The organism is Variovorax frigidus, from assembly GCF_051216515.1.
Lineage (GTDB): Bacteria > Pseudomonadota > Gammaproteobacteria > Burkholderiales > Burkholderiaceae_C > Variovorax.
In genome coordinates, this window is sequence record NZ_JBPJZF010000006.1 from 407,844 (window position 1) to 419,780 (window position 11,937).

Consider the following 11,937-nt stretch of genomic DNA (forward strand, 5'->3'; position numbering starts at 1 on the left):
CACCAGCAATGCGAATTTTGTAATATTTGTTTTTGCCTGCGTTTTTTCTGCCTCAGTTGCCGGCCAGATCGTCCAGGATCGGGCAGTCGGGCCGCCCGTCCCCGTGGCAGCAATGCACCAGGTGAGAGAGTGTGCGCTGCATGGCCTGCATGCTGGCGATGCGTTCCTCGAGTTCGCCGAGATGGCGTTGCGCGATCTTCTTCACGCTGGCACTGGCGCGTCGGCGGTTGTGCCAAAGACCCACCAGTTCGGCGATCTCTTCCATCGAGAAGCCCAGGTCGCGCGAACGCTTGATGAATTGCAGGCTGTGGATGTCGGCCTCGGTGTACTGCCGGTAGCCGCTCTCGGTGCGCGCCACGCCAGGCAGCAGGCCCAGGCCTTCGTAGTGCCGGACCATGCGTGCCGACACGCCCGAGCGCTCGGACGCGGCACCGATGTTCCACGGGCCGGCCGACGGTGTGGTGCTCACTTCACGACGTAGCCGGCGTTTTCGATCGCGGCCACCAGGTCGGGGCGGGGCTGCTCGCTCTGCACGTCGACATGGCCGGTCGGCAGATCGATCGTGACCTGTGCTTCGGGATCGACGGCCTGCAGTGCGTTCTTCACGGTGCTGGCGCAATGGCCGCAGGTCATGCCGGTGACTTCGAATTTCTGGCTCATGGTGCGTTCCTTGTGGGAATGAATGGAATGAGGGTTCAGTGTGAACCTTGACACCATGAAAAGGTCAAGTGAATTCGATGCTTGACCTTGCCATGGTGTGAGGCTTTAGTCTCGACCCATGAACACTTCATTGCAAACCCTGGACATCGCCGTCGGCGGCATGACTTGCGCTTCCTGCGTGACGCGCGTCGAACGTGCGTTGAAGCAGGTGGCCGGCGTGAAGGACGCCAGCGTCAACCTCGCCACCGAGAGCGCGCGCATCACGCTCGATGCAGGCGCGTCGGAAGAGGTCGATGCGCGCCTGCGGCGTGCCGTGCGCACGGCGGGCTACGAGCCGCGCAGTGCGGAGTCGGTACAGGCCACGTCCGCCGGCGAATCGGCCTGGCAGGGCTTCGGTCCGGTCGCGGCCGGTCTGATCCTGTCGACGCCGTTGCTCGCACCGATGCTGTTGGAGCCTTTCGGCATCCACGCCATGCTGCCGCCGCTGTGGCAATTGCTGCTGGCCGCGCCCGTGCAATTCTGGCTGGGCGCGCGCTTCTATCGTGCAGGCTGGCACGCGGCGCGCGCGCTCACCGGCAACATGGACCTGCTGGTGGCGCTGGGCACCAGCGCGGCCTTCGGACTGTCGCTGTGGCTTTGGTGGCGCGCCGGCTCGAGCGGGATGCCGCACCTCTATTTCGAGGCTTCGGCGGTGGTGATCTCGCTGGTGTTGTTGGGAAAATGGCTGGAAACGCGCGCCAAGCGGCAGGCAACGTCGGCCATCCGCGCGTTACAGCAACTGCGGCCCGAGTTGGCGCATCTGGTCGGGCCGCGCAGTGAAACCGATGTGCCGCTGGCCGAAGTGATGGCTGGCGACCGGCTGGCCGTGCGCCCGGGCGAGCGCGTGCCGGCCGATGCCCATGTGATCGAGGGCCAGTCGGAGGTCGATGAATCGATGCTCACGGGCGAACCGCTGCCGGTCGCCAAGGGCCCGGGCGATGCGCTCACCGGCGGTTCGGTCAACGGGGCAGGGCGGCTGCTGGTCGAGGTCCGTGCGGTCGGTGCCGAGAGCGTACTGGCCCGCATCATCCGGCTGGTGGAGGACGCGCAGGCGGCCAAGGCGCCGATCCAGCGGCTGGTCGACAAGGTGTCGGCGGTCTTCGTGCCCGCAGTGCTGGTGATCGCGCTGCTCACGCTGGTCGGCTGGCTGCTGGCCGGTGCCGGCATCGAGGCCGCGCTGGTGCATGCGGTTGCGGTGCTGGTGATCGCCTGCCCCTGTGCCTTGGGTCTGGCCACGCCGGTCGCGGTGATGGCCGGCACCGGCGTGGCCGCCAAGCGCGGCATCCTGATCAAGGACGCACGTGCGCTGGAACTCGCGCACCGGGTCGACACCGTGGCCTTCGACAAGACCGGTACGCTGACCCTGGGCACGCCGACGCTGACCGAGTTCGTGCCGGCGGCCGGCACCGACACGCGTGAACTGCTCGCGGTGGCCGCCAGCCTGCAGCGCGGCAGCGGCCATCCCCTGGCCAAGGCGGTGCTGACCGCGGCAGCGAAGCAGGGCATCGACGTGGTCGCGGCGCGCGACATGCAATCCCCGTCGGGCCGCGGTGTGCGTGGCTTTGTCGGCGCCTCGGAATGGGCCATCGCCAGCCTGCGCTGGTGCGAGGAACTGGAGGCCCTGCCCGACGGCGTCGCGGTACAGCACCTGCAGCAGCAGGGGGCGACGGTGTCGGCGTTGCTGGCCTTCGGTGCGGAGGGGCCGCCGGTGGTGAAGGCGCTGCTGGCTTTCAGCGACGAGCCCAAGCCCCAGGCCGCCCAGGCGGTCGCCGCGTTGCGCGCGCGCGGCCTGCGTGTGGTGATGATCTCGGGCGACAACCGGCACGCGGCGCTGGCCATGGCCGCGCGTGTGGGCATCGCCCCCGAGGACGTGCGTGCCGAAGTGCTGCCGGCCGACAAGGCCGCGCAGGTGGCGGCCCTGCGCAGCGACGCGCAGGGCGGTGTGCATGTGGTGGCCATGGTGGGCGACGGTGCCAACGATGCACCCGCGCTGGCTGCGGCCGACGTGGGCATCGCGATGGCCAACGGCACCGACGTGGCGATGGAGGCCGCCGGCATCACCTTGATGCGTGGCGACCTTGCTCTGGTGGCCGATGCGCTCGACCTGTCGGCGCGCACGGTCGCGAAGATCCGGCAGAACCTGTTCTGGGCCTTCGCGTACAACGTGATTGGCATTCCCTTCGCGGCCTTCGGCCTGCTGAGCCCGGTGGTGGCCGGCGCGGCGATGGCAGCCTCGAGCGTGAGTGTGATGGCCAACGCCTTGTTGTTGCGCCGTTGGCGGCCGAACAAGGGCTAGGCTTGGTGTAGAAACGCAGCACCTCCGGCCTCTTCTTTTCTGCCTGTCCCATGCGAATCCTGTTGATCGAAGACGATGCGGTGCTGAGCGACATGATGTTGCGCAGCCTGCGCGATGCCGGCCACCGCGTCGATCTGGCGACCAACGTGGAAGACGCCGACCACCTGTGGCGCGTCCAGCTGTTCGATGCGGTGCTGCTCGATCTGACGCTGCCCCTGACCGGCAGCCGCACGAGCGGGCTGGCGAGTGGCCTGAACGTGCTGCGCCAGGCGCGCGGCCGCGGCGACCGCACGCCGGTGCTGGTGCTGACCGCGCGCGACCGCACCGACGAGCGCATCGCCGGCCTGGATGCCGGGGCCGACGACTACCTCGGCAAGCCTTTCGATCTGGCCGAGGTGGAGGCGCGGCTGCGGGCCCTGGTTCGGCGGGCGCAGGGCACCGAGGACATCTCCACGCTGGGCAGCCTGCGCCTCGACCGCAAGGCGCGGCGCTTCGGCGTGGCGGGTGTGCCGCTCGACCTGCCGGCGCGCGAATTCGAGGTGCTGTGGGAACTGATGAGCCCGCCCGGCCGCACGGTGAGCAAGCGGGCGCTGTCGGACAAGCTGTCGACCTTCGACGAGTCGCTGGGCGACAACGCGCTCGAGGCCTTCATTTCGCGGCTGCGCAAAAAACTGGCGGGCAGCGGCGCCAGCATCCGCACCTTGCGCGGTCTTGGCTATCTGCTGGAAGCCGAGGCAGAGGCAGAGGCATAGTGCGCGCCGCGACGCCGCAGCCCGTCGCACCGTCGCTGACCCGGCGCGTCCTGCGCGGTGTGCTGCCGCCGCTGGCGCTGACCTGGCTGGTCGGCACCGGCATCGCACTCGGCGTGGCCAACAGCTTCACCGAGCAGGCCTTCGACCGCACGCTGCTCGACGATGCCTATGCGGTGTCGTCCAACGTGCGCGCCACCCCGGACAGCGTCGAACTCACCTTGACGCCGCGCGAAGTGACGGCCGTGCTGTTCGACCAGACCGAAGCCGTGCACTTTGCCGTGCGGCAGCGGGATGGCCGCCATCTGGCGGGCGAAGCGGCCTTGCAGGCGCCGTTTCCCGAGGGCACGGCGCGCCACCGGTTCTCGGACATCACCTACCAGGGCGAGAAGCTGCGTGCGGTGGTGCTCGACCATTCGCTGCCCCATCCCTACCGCGTGGTGGTGGCGCAGACCACGCGCGGTCGCAGCGCGCTGGTCGGGCGTCTGCTGGTCTATTCGCTGGCCCCGCAGCTGCTGTTGCTGGCCCTGGTGGCGGCCTGGCTCTGGCGCCACATCGATCGCGAACTGCGGCCACTGGGCGAACTCGAGCAGGCGCTGGGGCAGCGCGATGCGAGCGACCTGTCGCCGGTGCCGGTGGCGCGCAGTTCGCGCGAACTCGAGCGGCTCGGTGATGCGATGAACGCGCTCTTCGGCCGGGTCGCGTTCAGTGTGCGGGCGCAGCGTGAATTCGCCGGCAACGTGGCGCATGAACTGCGCACGCCGCTGGCCGGCATCCGCGCGTTGGCGGACTACGGACTGGCCCAGACCACACCCGAGATCTGGCGCGAGCAACTGGGACGCATCGCGGCCAGCCAGGCACGTGCCAGCCATCTGGTCGACCAGCTGCTGGGGCTGGCCCTGGCCGATGAAGGGCGCACGGCCCTGCAACGCGAACCGGTGCAGCTCCACGACATGGTGGAACAGGCGGTGCTGCGGCACCTGGCGCGGGCCGATGCACGAGGCGTGGACCTGGGTGCGCGCGGCCTCGAGGGTGCGTCCGTGACGGTGCAGGCGAGCGTCGCGCTGATCGAAGGCATCCTCGACAACCTGATCGACAACGCGCTGCGCTATGGCGGCCGCACCATCACCGTCGAGCTGTCGGGCACGGTGCTGTCGGTGGTGGACGATGGCCCCGGCATTCCGCCGGCCGCGCAGCGCGCGCTGATGGAACGCTGGGCCCAGGGCCCCGATGGCCAGAAGCTGGGGCAGGGCGCGGGTCTGGGATTGTCGATCGTGGCGCGCTATGCGGAGCTGCTGGACGCGGAGCTGCGGCTCGAGGCCGCGGAGCCCACAGGGCTGCGGGTGAGCGTGGTGTTCGGCGAAGTGGCTTGAGAACGAGGCCCTACAACGGCGTGCCCTGGTGGAACACCATGCGCCACCGTCCCTGCCTGCATCGCCACAGCGAGCTTCGCAGCGAGTCCGCCGCAGGCCGTTCGGCACTCGCTTCGCGATGCACCCGGTACGTCACCAGCGCGACGTCGTTCGCTGTCCGCATCACGCGAAAGTCCGTCATCGTGCGCGGCGAGAAGGCTTCGTCGCGCAACGCATCGACGATGGCCGCGCGTGTCCACACGGTGCCGGACACGCCGAGTTCATGGAAGTCGTCGTCCAGCAGTGCTTCCAGCCGCGTCGCGCTCGCGCGCACGTCTTGCCGATGCAATGCCCCCTCGAGTTCCAGCAGCAACGCATCGAGGTCGACGGCGGGCGCGGCTTCGTAGAGTTCCAGCGGAAGACCGTCGGGATCGGTGAAGAAGGTGAAGCGGCGGCCGGTGAATTCATCGATGCGCAAGGGCTCGACGGCCACGCCCTTGGCCGCGAGTTCATCGGCCATGGCCTGCACGTCCTGCACTTCGAAGCACAGGTGGCGCAGCCCCCGCGCTTCGGGCCGTGTGGGCCGCGCGGGTGCGCCGGCAAAGGAAAAGAGTTCGATCTGCGAGCCGTCGGGCAGGGCGAGGTCGAGCTTGTACGAATCGCGCGCTGCGCGGTGGTTTTCCGCGATCACGCGCAGGCCGAGCACCTCGGTGTAGAAGCGCTTCGACACGGCGTAGTCGCCGCAGAGGATGGCCACGTGATGGATGCGGTCGAGCGGCGGCACGAGGCCTGATGCGGCCGGTCGTTGCGCAATGCGGGCCATGGCGGTTCTCTCCTGTCGGCGGACGAATGGGTCCGCCGCATCTTGCCATGGCCCCTCCCGCGGGCAGGCTCAGGCCAGTGCGGGGTAGTCGGTGTAGCCCTTCTCGCCGCCGCCGTAGAGCGTGGCCTTGTCGAGCGGGTTCAGCGGTGCGTCTTCGCGCAGACGGCGCACCAGGTCGGGGTTGGCGATGTAGGGGCGGCCGAAGGCCACCAGGTCGTCGCCTTCCTTCACGGCCGTCTCGGCCAGGGGCTTGTCGTAGTTGTTGTTGACCATCCAGGCACCCTTGCCGCCGGCCTGGCGGTAAGCGGCCTTGAGGCCTTCGTAGTCGAAAGGACGGTCGGCGATTTCGCGCGGGCCGCCCGTGGCGCCTTCGATGATGTGGATGTAGGCCAGGTTCAGGCTGGCGAGTTGCTTGACCACGTACTCGAACAGCGGCTGCGGATCTTCGTCGTGCACGTCGTTGGCGGGCGTGACGGGCGACAGGCGGATGCCGGTCTTGCCGCCACCGATGGCGTCGGCGATGGCACGCGTGGCCTCGAGCAGCAGGCGGGCGCGGTTCTCGATGCTGCCGCCGTAGTCGTCGGTGCGCTGGTTGCTGCCGCGCTTGAGGAACTGGTCGAGCAGGTAGCCGTTGGCGCCGTGCACCTCGACACCGTCGAAGCCCGCGGTCTCGACCGCATTGCGTGCCGCGGCGGCGTAGCTGTGGACGATGCCGGGCAGTTCCTCGGCCTTGAGTGCGCGCGGCTCGGAGGTCTCGACGAAGCTCGGCACACCGTCCTTGATCAGCACGGTCTTGCTCTTGGCCGTGATGGCCGAGGGCGCCACGGGCTGACCGCCGTCGGGTTGCAGATCGGTGTGCGAGATGCGGCCCACATGCCACAGCTGGACCACGATCTTGCCGCCCTTGGCATGCACCGCATCGGTCACACGCTTCCAGCCGTCGAGCTGCTCGGTGCCGTAGAGGCCCGGCACGTCCGCGTAGCCCTGACCCTGGTGGCTGATGGCCGTGGCTTCGGTGATCAGCAGGCCGGCGCTGGCGCGCTGTTCGTAGTAGGTGGCGGTGATGGGCAGCGGCACGGCGCCGGGCGAGCGGTTGCGCGTCAGCGGCGCCATGACGATGCGGTTGGCGAGGTGCAGGTCGCCTGCCTGGACGGGATCGAAGAGAGTGGGCACGGTGCGTCTTGTCAGGGATGGAAAGGACGCCCAGCGTAAACCGCGGGGCGCATCCCTGCTGCGGTGAGGTTGTCGTTTTGCTGCTAGGCGCGCACCCCTGCGCGGGGCCGCCGCGCTGCACCTGCGCGAACGGCCCGGAAAGGCCGGTGGCCTTACTTCAGCAGGCCTTCGGCCTTGAGCGCTGCCTGCACCGCGGGGCGTGCGCCCACGCGCGCATGCCAGGCCTGCAGGTGCGGGTACGCCGTGAGGTCGATGGACAAAGGCTTGGCCCAGCCGACCACGGTGAAGAGGTAGCCATCGGCCACGGTGAAGTGCTCGCCCATCAGGTACGTCTTGCTTTCGAGTTCCTTGTTGAGCCAGGTGAAGCGCGTCGCGAGGCGGTCCTTGGCGATGGTCTTGGCTTCGTCGGGCATGGCGGGGTTGAACAGCGGGCTGAAGCCCTTGTGGACCTCGGTGCCGATGAAGGTCAGCCATTCCTGCAGGCGGTAGCGCGGCAGCGTGCCGTTGGCGGGCGCGAGGTTCTTCAGCGGCACCATGTCGGCGATGTACTGCACGATGGCCGGGCCTTCGCGCAGGCGCGTGCCGTCGTCGAGTTCGAGCATCGGCACGTAGCCCAACGGATTGATGCCGTAGTAGTCGGTGCCATCCTGCAGCTTGTGGCTCTTGGTGCTGGCCAGCACGGGTTCGAAGGCGATGCCGGCCTCGTGCAGGGCGATGTGGGGCGACAACGAACAGGCGCCGGGCGAGTAGTACAGCTTCATGCAATGCTCCAGAGAGGGGGGTGAGGGACAGGAAAGCAGTCCGGCGCAAACGCGTCGGGCGCCGGTGCTTCCGGGCACCGGCCAGCCTCCGATCGTAGCGGCTCGGCCTCGCGTTTTTGTCCTACGGGGGCTTGGGCGGCCCGACTATCCATCGCGACGAAGGCGCTTTTTAAGCTGCTTTCCACCGCGGCACAGTGCCGACGTCGAGGAGCTTGTCATGTTGAAGTACGCCATCATTTTTGCGATCGTTTCCCTGATCGCCGGGGCACTCGGCTTCGGCGGTGTCGCAGCCGGTGCGGCCGGTATCGCCAAGGTGCTGTTCGGGTTGTTCCTGGTGCTCGCCGTGGTCTTTCTGGTGCTGGCGGCGCTGGGCGTGGGCGCCGTGCGAAAGGCCATCGACTGATGTCCCACCGCGTGCTGCGATGGCCGGTCGAGCGCCGCCTGGTGAAGTTGCTGCAGACGCCCGCGCACCGCGTGGTGCGGGTGCAGCAGGTCACACTGGCGCAATGGGCTGCGGCCGACGCATTGGCGTCAGCGCAGGCGCCCGATCCGATGCCTTCGAGACGCGTGGTGGCACGGGAAGTGGCGTTCGCCGTCTGACATTCCCGCTTTCGATGCTATTAAATAGATAGCAAATGAGCGCACGATAGAGCGACCCGGCGGTCTTGGTGCAGGGCCAGGTGGAGGCCCCACACGCCCTGCAAAACGCCGGCGCCGCTTAAAATCAGGGCCCCTCCCTGCAGACTCCCACGCCGCGCACGCGAGAGTGCGCCCATCTCATGCTCTATCCTGAAGAATTCGACGTCATCGTCGTCGGCGGCGGTCACGCCGGTACCGAAGCCGCATTGGCCTCCGCCCGCATGGGCGCCAAGACGCTGCTGCTGACCCACAACATCGAGACGCTGGGCCAGATGAGCTGCAACCCGTCGATCGGCGGCATCGGCAAGGGCCATCTGGTGCGCGAAGTCGATGCACTGGGCGGTGCGATGGCGCTGGCCACCGACGAATCGGGCATCCAGTTCCGGATCCTCAATTCGAGCAAGGGCCCGGCCGTGCGTGCCACGCGCGCCCAGGCCGACCGCGTGCTCTACAAGGCAGCCATCCGCCATCGGCTGGAGAACCAGCCGAACCTGAGCCTGTTCCAGCAGGCGGTGGACGACCTGATGGTGGAGGGCGATCGGGTGGTGGGCGCGGTCACGCAGGTAGGCATCCGCTTCCGTGCACGCACCGTGGTGCTGACCGCAGGCACCTTTCTGGATGGCCGCATCCATGTGGGCCTCGACAACTACCAGGCCGGCCGGGCAGGGGACCCGCCGGCGATCAGCCTGTCGGCGCGGCTCAAGGAATTGAAGCTGCCCCAGGGCCGGCTCAAGACCGGCACGCCGCCGCGGCTCGACGGCCGCAGCATCGACTTCTCGAAGTGCATCGAACAGCCGGGTGACGGGATGCCGGGCGGCGAGACTGCGACCATGCCGGTGTTCAGCACCATGGGCCGCGCCGACATGCATCCGCGGCAGATGGCCTGCTGGATCACCAATACCAACGCCCGCACGCACGACATCATCCGTTCGGGCTTCGACCGCAGCCCGATGTTCACCGGCAAGATCGAGGGCGTGGGCCCGCGCTACTGCCCGAGCGTGGAAGACAAGATCAACCGCTTCGCCGACAAGGAAAGCCATCAGATCTTCCTCGAGCCCGAAGGCCTGACCACGAACGAGTACTACCCGAACGGGATCTCGACCAGCCTGCCTTTCGACATCCAGTACCAGCTGGTGCGCTCGATGGTCGGTCTGGAGAGCGCACACATCCTGCGTCCCGGCTATGCGATCGAGTACGACTACTTCGATCCGCGCGAGCTCAAGAGCAGCTTCGAGACGCGCGCGATCCAGGGCCTGTTCTTCGCGGGGCAGATCAATGGCACCACGGGTTACGAAGAAGCCGCGGCGCAGGGCCTGTTCGCCGGCATCAATGCCGCGCTGCAGTGCCGGGGCGAGGGCGCCTGGCTGCCGCGTCGCGACGAGGCCTACCTGGGCGTGCTGGTCGATGACCTGATCACCAAGGGCGTGACCGAGCCCTACCGCATGTTCACCAGCCGCGCCGAGTTCCGACTGCAGCTGCGGGAAGACAACGCCGACATGCGCCTGACCGAAACCGGCCGCAAGCTGGGCTTGGTGGACGACGCACGCTGGGATGCGTTCTCGCGCAAGCGCGACGTTGTTTCACGTGAAACACAGCGGCTCAAGTCGGTCTGGGTCAACCCGCGCAACCTGCCGGCCAGCGAGTCGGTGCGGGTGCTGGGCAAGGCCATCGAGCACGAATACAACCTGGGCGATCTGCTGCGTCGCCCCGACGTCAACTACGCGGCACTGATGTCGCTGGACGGCGGCAAGTACGCGCCGGCGGAGCCGTTGGCGCCGGTCGAGGTGGAGCAGGTCGAGATCTCGGCCAAGTACTCCGGCTACATCGACCGTCAGCACGACGAGGTGGAGCGCGCCGCGCACTACGAGAACCTGCGCTTGCCAGCCGACTTCGACTACAGCCAGGTGAACGCGCTGAGCTTCGAAGTGCGGCAGAAGCTGGAGCGCCAGCGGCCCGAGACCCTGGGCCTGGCCTCGCGCATTTCCGGCGTGACCCCAGCCGCGATCTCTCTGCTGATGGTGCACCTGCGCAAGGGAGGGCATCGCGCGTTCGCACGCGATGCCGTGGTCGACGCTGCCGCGCCGGTGACCGAAGCATGAGCCCGTTGATTCAGCTGCAGGAGGGCGCCAAGGCCCTCGGCCTGGACCTGAGCGATCTGCAATCGCAACGGCTGCTGGCCTACGGTGCCCTGATCCTCAAGTGGAACAAGGTCTACAACCTCACGGCCTTGCGCGAGCCTGCTGCGGTGCTGACGCACCATTTGCTCGACAGCCTTTCGGTGATCACACCGCTGCAGCGCGAGCGGCCCGTGAGCGCCATTCCCACCAAGCTGCTGGATGTAGGCGCCGGGGCAGGGCTGCCGGGCGTGGTGATCGCGATCCTGCGCGAAGACATCGACGTGACCTGTCTGGATGCGGTGGCCAAAAAGACCGCCTTCGTGCAACAGGTGGCCGCCGAACTGCGCCTGCCCAACCTGCGCGGCCTGCATGCGCGCGTGGAGGCACAGAGCGGCGCCTACGATACGATCAGCTGCCGGGCCTTCGCCTCGCTGCCCGACTTCTACAACGGGTCGCAGCAGCTGCTTGCGCCACAGGGTGTCTGGCTCGCGATGAAGGGCAAGTTGCCCTCGGACGAGCTGGCGCAATTGCCGCCGTTCGTCGATGTGTTTCACGTGGAACAACTGACGGTTCCGGGCCTCGACGCCGAGCGCTGCATCGTCTGGGCACGAAAAGCAACCGGTTGAGCGTTGCAGGGGTGTCGGGTGCAGGGGTGGCTCGCTTAGACTCGCAGCTCCCTCCCATCTCAGGCCCTAGGCACATCCCATGTTCGGCATCGCTGATTACGGCGCATTCGTTGCGGCCATCGTCCTGTTCCTCGCGATCCCAGGCCCAGGCAACCTGGCCTTGATCACCTCGACAGGGAAGGGCGGCATTCGCGGCGGATTGGCCGCCACGCTGGGCGTGATCGCCGGCGATCAGGTGCTGATGTGGATGGCGGTGGCCGGCGTCGCCGCGTTGCTCGCGGCCTATCCCACGGCCTTCCACGCGGTGCAATGGCTGGGCGCGGCCTACCTGGCGTGGCTGGGCGCACGCATGCTGCTGGCCAAGCCCGGCGCCGCCCCGATCCTCAACATCCGCCCGCGGCAGTTCTTCCGTCAGGCGGTGTTCATCACGCTGCTGAATCCCAAGGCCATCGTCTTCTACATGGCCTTCTTCCCGCTGTTCGTCGATCCGGCGCGCCACCAGGGCTTTCGCACCTTCGCCTTCATGGCCCTGACCATCGCGGCGTTGACCTTCCTGTACGGGCTGACGGCGACGCTGCTGACCCATTTTCTGGCGGAGCGGCTGCGCGCCAATCCTCGCATTTCGCAAACCCTGGAGAAGCTGGCGGGCGTCTTCCTGATCGCCTTCGGTGTCAAGCTCGCCGTGTCGCGCTGAGAGAGAAG

General features: G+C 67.9%; 13 protein-coding genes. 8 read left to right on the forward strand and 5 right to left on the reverse strand.

What is annotated here, in order from left to right:
- Positions 1 to 52 precede the first annotated feature (52 nt).
- On the reverse strand, positions 53 to 469 hold the full coding sequence (gene cueR, locus ACSFBC_RS19980) for a Cu(I)-responsive transcriptional regulator (RefSeq protein ID WP_435512096.1): 417 nt from the start codon (positions 467 to 469) through the stop codon (positions 53 to 55).
- Positions 466 to 660, reverse strand: coding sequence for a heavy-metal-associated domain-containing protein (locus ACSFBC_RS19985; protein WP_435512097.1), 195 nt, complete (start codon positions 658 to 660; stop codon positions 466 to 468). The genes cueR and ACSFBC_RS19985 overlap by 4 nt, the downstream gene beginning before the upstream one ends.
- Positions 661 to 778: 118 nt before the next feature.
- Between ACSFBC_RS19985 and ACSFBC_RS19990 the strand changes: the two genes are divergently transcribed.
- Genes ACSFBC_RS19990 through ACSFBC_RS20000 form a run of 3 tightly spaced genes read left to right on the forward strand, consistent with a single transcriptional unit; the run spans position 779 to position 5,117 of the window.
- Positions 779 to 2,995: a heavy metal translocating P-type ATPase gene (locus ACSFBC_RS19990; protein ID WP_435512098.1), complete on the forward strand. Its 2,217-nt coding sequence runs from the start codon at positions 779 to 781 to the stop codon at positions 2,993 to 2,995.
- A 50-nt stretch (positions 2,996 to 3,045) separates the two neighbouring features.
- Positions 3,046 to 3,747, forward strand: coding sequence for a response regulator transcription factor (locus ACSFBC_RS19995; protein WP_435512099.1), 702 nt, complete (start codon positions 3,046 to 3,048; stop codon positions 3,745 to 3,747).
- A complete protein-coding gene (locus ACSFBC_RS20000) occupies positions 3,747 to 5,117 on the forward strand; it encodes a sensor histidine kinase (protein WP_435512100.1) in 1,371 nt (456 codons plus the stop codon). The genes ACSFBC_RS19995 and ACSFBC_RS20000 overlap by 1 nt, the downstream gene beginning before the upstream one ends.
- 10 nt (positions 5,118 to 5,127) lie before the next feature.
- On the opposite strand, the gene gloA2 is transcribed toward ACSFBC_RS20000, so the two are convergent.
- From gloA2 to gstA, 3 genes are all read right to left on the reverse strand, one after another.
- The gene (gene gloA2, locus ACSFBC_RS20005; RefSeq protein WP_435512101.1) at positions 5,128 to 5,919 is read right to left on the reverse strand and encodes an SMU1112c/YaeR family gloxylase I-like metalloprotein; all 792 of its coding nucleotides are present in this window, start codon (positions 5,917 to 5,919) and stop codon (positions 5,128 to 5,130) included.
- A gap of 69 nt (positions 5,920 to 5,988) precedes the next feature.
- Positions 5,989 to 7,092, reverse strand: a complete 1,104-nt coding sequence (locus ACSFBC_RS20010; RefSeq protein ID WP_435512102.1) for an alkene reductase — start codon at positions 7,090 to 7,092, stop codon at positions 5,989 to 5,991.
- 152 nt (positions 7,093 to 7,244) lie between these two features.
- Entirely contained in the window at positions 7,245 to 7,853 is a 609-nt protein-coding gene (gene gstA / locus ACSFBC_RS20015) for a glutathione transferase GstA (protein ID WP_435512103.1), read from the reverse strand.
- Positions 7,854 to 8,070: 217 nt separating this feature from the next.
- On the opposite strand from gstA, the gene ACSFBC_RS20020 reads away from it, so the two are divergent.
- The 5 genes from ACSFBC_RS20020 to ACSFBC_RS20040 all read left to right on the forward strand — a co-directional run bounded on the left by ACSFBC_RS20020 (position 8,071) and on the right by ACSFBC_RS20040 (position 11,929).
- Positions 8,071 to 8,256, forward strand: coding sequence for a DUF1328 family protein (locus tag ACSFBC_RS20020; protein ID WP_435512104.1), 186 nt, complete (start codon positions 8,071 to 8,073; stop codon positions 8,254 to 8,256).
- Complete coding sequence (locus tag ACSFBC_RS20025; RefSeq protein ID WP_435512105.1) at positions 8,256 to 8,453, forward strand: hypothetical protein; 198 nt, start codon at positions 8,256 to 8,258, stop codon at positions 8,451 to 8,453. Before ACSFBC_RS20020 ends, ACSFBC_RS20025 begins: the two co-directional genes overlap by 1 nt.
- 179 nt (positions 8,454 to 8,632) lie before the next feature.
- On the forward strand, positions 8,633 to 10,591 hold the full coding sequence (gene mnmG / locus ACSFBC_RS20030) for a tRNA uridine-5-carboxymethylaminomethyl(34) synthesis enzyme MnmG (protein ID WP_435512106.1): 1,959 nt from the start codon (positions 8,633 to 8,635) through the stop codon (positions 10,589 to 10,591).
- Positions 10,588 to 11,235 carry a 16S rRNA (guanine(527)-N(7))-methyltransferase RsmG gene (rsmG, locus tag ACSFBC_RS20035; protein ID WP_435512107.1) on the forward strand — a complete coding sequence of 216 codons (648 nt, stop codon included), beginning with the start codon at positions 10,588 to 10,590 and terminating at the stop codon, positions 11,233 to 11,235. The genes mnmG and rsmG overlap by 4 nt, the downstream gene beginning before the upstream one ends.
- Positions 11,236 to 11,314: 79 nt before the next feature.
- A complete protein-coding gene (locus tag ACSFBC_RS20040; protein ID WP_435512108.1) occupies positions 11,315 to 11,929 on the forward strand; it encodes a LysE family translocator in 615 nt (204 codons plus the stop codon).
- The last annotated feature ends 8 nt before the right edge of the window (positions 11,930 to 11,937 follow it).

Bases quoted from the DNA above. Each gene is read 5' to 3' on its own strand.
- mnmG (WP_435512106.1), top strand. From the start codon at position 8,633: ATGCTCTATCCTGAAGAATTCGACGTCATCGTCGTCGGCGGCGGTCAC.
- ACSFBC_RS20020 (WP_435512104.1), top strand. From the start codon at position 8,071: ATGTTGAAGTACGCCATCATTTTTGCGATCGTTTCCCTGATCGCCGGG.
- ACSFBC_RS19990 (WP_435512098.1), top strand. From the start codon at position 779: ATGAACACTTCATTGCAAACCCTGGACATCGCCGTCGGCGGCATGACT.
- ACSFBC_RS20040 (WP_435512108.1), top strand. From the start codon at position 11,315: ATGTTCGGCATCGCTGATTACGGCGCATTCGTTGCGGCCATCGTCCTG.
- rsmG (WP_435512107.1), top strand. From the start codon at position 10,588: ATGAGCCCGTTGATTCAGCTGCAGGAGGGCGCCAAGGCCCTCGGCCTG.
- ACSFBC_RS19985 (WP_435512097.1), bottom strand. From the start codon at position 660: ATGAGCCAGAAATTCGAAGTCACCGGCATGACCTGCGGCCATTGCGCC.
- gstA (WP_435512103.1), bottom strand. From the start codon at position 7,853: ATGAAGCTGTACTACTCGCCCGGCGCCTGTTCGTTGTCGCCCCACATC.
- gloA2 (WP_435512101.1), bottom strand. From the start codon at position 5,919: ATGGCCCGCATTGCGCAACGACCGGCCGCATCAGGCCTCGTGCCGCCG.
- ACSFBC_RS20025 (WP_435512105.1), top strand. From the start codon at position 8,256: ATGTCCCACCGCGTGCTGCGATGGCCGGTCGAGCGCCGCCTGGTGAAG.
- ACSFBC_RS19995 (WP_435512099.1), top strand. From the start codon at position 3,046: ATGCGAATCCTGTTGATCGAAGACGATGCGGTGCTGAGCGACATGATG.